Below are 4,383 nucleotides of genomic sequence, written 5' to 3'. Positions count from 1 at the left end.
AAAAGAAAAAGATGATTATTCATGAAGTAATTTCAATGGATAAATTTAAAAGGAGATGATTTATATGAAATTACTACCTGGATTTGCAACTTTTGATGATGTATTTGATAACATGTTTAGTGATCCTTTCTTTAGAGGAACTAATACTTCAAGCTTGATGAAAACTGATGTTAAAGAAGTTGGAGATAATTATCAGTTAGAAATGGAAGTACCTGGTTTTTCAAAAGATGACATTTCAATTGAATTAAAAGATGGATATTTGAATATTAGTGCCAATAAGGCAACAAACAATGATGAAAAAGACAATGAAGGAAACATCATTCGTCAAGAACGTTACAGTGGATCTTGTTCAAGAAGTTTCTATGTTGGTGACAGTGTCAAACAAGAAGATATCAAAGCCAGCTACAGTAATGGTGAATTGATAATCACGTTACCAAAAGAAGCACCAAAACAAGTGGAAACAAAAACATATATTCCAATTGACTAACAAAAAATCCGGAGCAATCCGGATTTTTAAATTATTGATAAAAAATAAATAAGAATTATCCCTGGATAAGATAACATTGTTAAAATAAATAAGTTTAAAAAATTATAGCTGAAGTAATCATTAGTTATGATATTTAATATATATAAAATAAATACTGCTCTAATAAAAGAGACAATAAATTTCTTCATAAACCACCTCAATAAATTATATGAACTGGTTATATTTTTTTTCTTCCCTCCAATGATTTTAATAAAGTAAGCTCATCAGCATAATCAATATTACTTCCAATTGGTAATCCATTAGCAATTCTACTAGTATTAATATTTTTCTTAGCTAATAATTTTGCTAAATATAAAGCTGTAGTTTCACCATCACGAGTAGGATTAGTTGCAATTATTACTTCTTTAGTTTGGTCATTTAAACGATCGAACAGTGATGAAATATTTAAATCCTCCATTGTTTTACCATCCATGATTGAGACTGCTCCATGTAAAACATGATATAAACCATGGTATTCTTTCACTTTTTCCATTGCAAATACATCTTTAGGACTTTCAACAACACAAATAGTTGTTTGATCACGACTAGGATCACTGCAAATATCGCAACAATCTCCTTCACAAATGTTACCACACTTTTTACAATAATGAATCTTTTCTTGAATGGTGCTTAAGCACTCGGCAAATTCATCAACATATTTTTTGTCCATTGATAAAACATGATAAACTAATCTTTCAGCACTTTTACCACCAATTCCCGGTAAACGTTTAAAACAATCTACTAAATCTTGAAATGCTTGCGGATAATTCATATTTTCCTCCTATTCTTCAAATTCAACTATATCGCCAAATAGTTCCAAAGCTAACGATTGGGCATCATTCAGTTCTGCTTTTTCATCTTCTTCTTGACCAATGTGGTGTAAGACGATTGGTTGGGGTTCTGGTAATTTGCCAGAGCGCATTAATTCAATATAGTTGTTTCTAATATCTGGCCATTCACTACTTTTTACGGCAATAAAATCATAACTAGCACCAAGAACTTCATTTAAAAACTTCTTCAATTGATAATAATTTTTGGTTTCATTAACTTCATTAACACTTGGTTGATGATCAAAAGCTAAAATGATTCCGCCATCTCCGGCTGCTACAGGCGTTCCATCACAGAGCATTGAAGCATATTTAGCGGTATTTAAATTAAATCGATAGCGAGCGATTACTGGCCATTTTTCCTTTATTTCATTTAAAACAGGTCGTTTAGCTTGAACCAGAATATTTAAAATATCATCAAAAGATACTTCGATATTAACTTGTTTTGTTTTTTCTGGAGCAGGCTCTTCTGTATTTATATCAGTATTCTTAGATTCTATTATTAAATCATCTTTAATTTCTTTTACATTTTTTTCTTTATCATTAACTATTTCATCATCAATTATTTCATTAATTTCCTGATAATCAGGCTCTTCGGTTTGATAATCAACTTCCTCCTGGTAATCAAATTCATCATCTTGGCTATCTTGAATATCAGTTGCTGTTTCTTCAATAATTGGATCTGGTTTTTGATTAATAGTAACAACTGCTTCATCGGATATAGCTGCTTTATTTTCATCCTTTATTTTATTACATATTTTAAGCATTGCCAGCTCAAAATATGTATCGGCATTAATTGATTGACTATAATGATTACTTGCATCAATTAAAATATCGATAATATCAAAAGCTTCCTCAACTAAAATATACGGTGCTAAACTATCTATATCTGATTTAGTTAAGACAAATAAAATTGATAAATCTTGAGTATTTTTATAAATAATTACATCCTTTAATACATCAATTAGATCAAATGTTAATCGTTTAATATCAATACTACCACTTAACATTACCTCTAAAGATTCTAAAACACCTTTTATATCTTTAGATAATAATTGTTTAATAAATCTAATTTTATTATCCATTGATAATAAACCATATACTTCATTGACATTATCAACAGTAATTTCATTATTATAAGCCAAACATTGTTCAAGAATACTTAATGCATCACGCATACCACCATCTGCCAGTTTAGCGATAATGGTTAATGCATTAGGATCATATTTTTTATTTTCAGAATCTAAAACATATTCCATTCTTTTAACAATGTCACGATCATCTACTTTTTTAAAATCAAATCTTTGACAACGAGAAATAATTGTCGGTAAGATTTTATGAGGCTCCGTGGTTGCTAAAACGAAGACAATATGAGCTGGTGGTTCTTCTAGCGTCTTTAATAAAGCATTAAAAGCCCCTGATGACATCATATGAACTTCATCGATAATATAGACTTTATATTTACCATTGATTGGCGCATATTTGACTTTATCAATTAAATCACGAACTTCGTCAACCCCATTATTACTGGCAGCATCGATTTCAATAACATCTGGATGCTCACCATTAGTTATTGCTTTACAGTTATCGCATTGATCACATGGCGGATTTTCACCAGTACAATTTAAAGCTTTAGCTAATAATTTAGCTACGGTTGTTTTTCCAGTTCCTCGAGGACCGGCAAATAAATAAGCATGTGCAATACGATTTTCTTTAATGGCATTTTTTAAAGTTGTAATAATATGTTCCTGACCGGCTACTTCCTCAAACGTTTGTGGTCGATAAGATCGATATAAAGCTTTATATGACATAACACTCACTCCTCACTTCCACCATTATACTATAAAAAAAGGATAAATTCTCTAACTTTTACCCTTCTTTCTTTTATTTTTAAAATAGTCTTTAATTATTTTTGAACATTGTTCTTCCATTATCCCAGCAGTTATTTCAGGACAATGATTGACTGGTTTTTCACTTTGATAAATACTAGTTAAAGCTAACCATCTTGATTCATTTGCGCCAAAAACAACTCGTTTTATTCGACTATTAATAATCGCTCCTGAACACATTAAACATGGTTCTAAAGTAACATATAACGTACATTGATCAAGATACCATGAATCTAATTTCCGACATGCTGCTTCAATTGCAATTATTTCGGCATGAGCCGTAGCTAATTTAGTAGTTTCTCTTAAATTGTGAGCGCTACTAATAACCTGATTATCTTTTACAATAATTGCTCCAACTGGCACTTCATCAATTTCTAAACATTTTGCAGCTTCTTCATAGGCTAAATTCATAAATTCTAAATCTTGATCCATCTAATTTCTCCTTTAAACAAAAAGCCACTACACATAAACGGTACTCCTTAATGCTGCTACCTTCCGGTCCTGACATGGTTCGAAGCCGCCTATTGTAATGGCAAATAAAATTATAACTTAATTAAATTATAATTGCAATCATTTTTTTGATAAAGTATTTTATGAAGTTGATTTTTAATTGCTTTAAAATAAACAATCAAAAAGATATATACATCCTATCAAGATTTGTTAATCATTCAAAAAAAGCATTATCGAAATCGTATTTATCCATCTCTTCTTTAGTAACTATTGCTTCATGACAACGTCCACAATCACTACACCCATTACAAATTAATCGTGAACCACATTGATAACATCCTTGACGATAATGAATTTGATAATCATCTTTGGGTAAATTAAATTCAATTGGTTTCCCCCGATATTGTAATTTTGATTTAAAAGCTAACTGACTTTGCTTTTTCTTAGCTGGAATATAATAACCTTTATTATTTTTTATGAAATAAGTACCCGTTTCAATAAAACAAAATTTTACTCGATGCTTTTTGGCTTGAAAATACATTTTCAAAACCCACTCGTAATGACAGGGACGACTGCCATCATAATTTTCACCACCAACAATAATTTGTTCAATTTTATCATTATCTAAATAGTTAGACAAATCAATTGGTCCGATTAATGGGGCACACATAATGCCATAATGCTTAGCTGG

Annotated in this window: 5 protein-coding genes and 1 other RNA gene; 1 reads left to right on the top strand and 5 read right to left on the bottom strand. The window is 30.3% G+C overall.

Going from position 1 to position 4,383, the window contains the following annotated elements; translation table 11 throughout:
- The first annotated feature begins 64 nt into the window (after window positions 1-64).
- Window positions 65-487 (top strand): Hsp20/alpha crystallin family protein, encoded by a 423-nt coding sequence (locus Q0K54_RS02465; protein ID WP_294578262.1) that lies wholly within the window; start codon window positions 65-67, stop codon window positions 485-487.
- Between the two features lie 217 nt (window positions 488-704).
- Here the strand turns inward: Q0K54_RS02465 and recR are convergent, their stop codons facing one another.
- From recR to Q0K54_RS02440, 5 genes are all read right to left on the bottom strand, one after another.
- Window positions 705-1,298: a recombination mediator RecR gene (gene recR / locus Q0K54_RS02460; protein WP_294578261.1), complete on the bottom strand. Its 594-nt coding sequence runs from the start codon at window positions 1,296-1,298 to the stop codon at window positions 705-707.
- Between the two features lie 9 nt (window positions 1,299-1,307).
- Entirely contained in the window at window positions 1,308-3,164 is a 1,857-nt protein-coding gene (dnaX, locus tag Q0K54_RS02455; RefSeq protein WP_294578260.1) for a DNA polymerase III subunit gamma/tau, read from the bottom strand.
- Between the two features lie 51 nt (window positions 3,165-3,215).
- Window positions 3,216-3,674, bottom strand: coding sequence for a nucleoside deaminase (locus Q0K54_RS02450; RefSeq protein ID WP_294578259.1), 459 nt, complete (start codon window positions 3,672-3,674; stop codon window positions 3,216-3,218).
- Window positions 3,675-3,691: 17 nt separating this feature from the next.
- An RNA gene (gene ffs / locus Q0K54_RS02445) (signal recognition particle sRNA small type) lies at window positions 3,692-3,779 on the bottom strand.
- A 127-nt stretch (window positions 3,780-3,906) separates the two neighbouring features.
- A partial coding sequence (locus Q0K54_RS02440; protein WP_294578258.1) for a DUF5131 family protein occupies window positions 3,907-4,383 on the bottom strand: 477 nt, incomplete at its 5' end.

Source organism: uncultured Thomasclavelia sp., assembly GCF_944324745.1.
Classification (GTDB): Bacteria; Bacillota_I; Bacilli_A; order Erysipelotrichales; family Coprobacillaceae; genus Thomasclavelia.
This window is presented reverse-complemented; position numbering and strand designations above follow the sequence as displayed.